Source organism: Niastella soli (genome assembly GCF_017742245.1).
Taxonomy (GTDB): Bacteria; Bacteroidota; Bacteroidia; order Chitinophagales; family Chitinophagaceae; genus Niastella; species Niastella soli.
Map to the genome: position 1 here is coordinate 1 of NZ_JAGHKO010000028.1, position 570 is coordinate 570.

Sequence of the window (570 nt, forward strand, 5' to 3'; positions counted from 1 at the left end):
GAGTTACTCCTCACTGGCGAGGTTAAGTACTTAAGTTACGGAGCCGTAGCGAAAGCGAGTCCGAATAGGGCGTTTAGTCAGTGGGGGTAGACGCGAAACTTTGTGATCTATCCATGGGCAGGTTGAAGTTGTGGTAACACACAATGGAGGACCGAACTCATTAGCGTTGAAAAGCTATGGGATGACCTGTGGATAGGGGTGAAAGGCCAATCAAACTGAGAGATAGCTCGTTCTCCCCGAAATGTTTTTAGGAACAGCCTCGGATATAGATGTTTGCTAGAGGTAGAGCTACTGATTGGGCTAGGGGGCTTCACCGCCTACCAAACCCTGACAAACTCCGAATGCTAGCAAATTTCTCCGGGAGTGAGGCTGCGGGTGCTAAGATCCGTGGCCGAGAGGGAAATAACCCAGATTAGCAGCTAAGGTCCCTAATACATGGTTAAGTTGATCAAACGAGGTGGGACTTCTATAACAGCCAGGATGTTGGCTTGGAAGCAGCCATTCATTTAAAGAGTGCGTAACAGCTCACTGGTCGAGAGGTCCTGCACGGAAAATAATCGGGCATCAAAC

1 rRNA gene is annotated in these 570 nt (G+C 49.1%); it reads left to right on the forward strand.

Features of this window, described 5'->3' with window-relative positions:
• Positions 1 to 570 (forward strand): 23S ribosomal RNA (locus tag J7I42_RS34980); the annotation flags it as partial.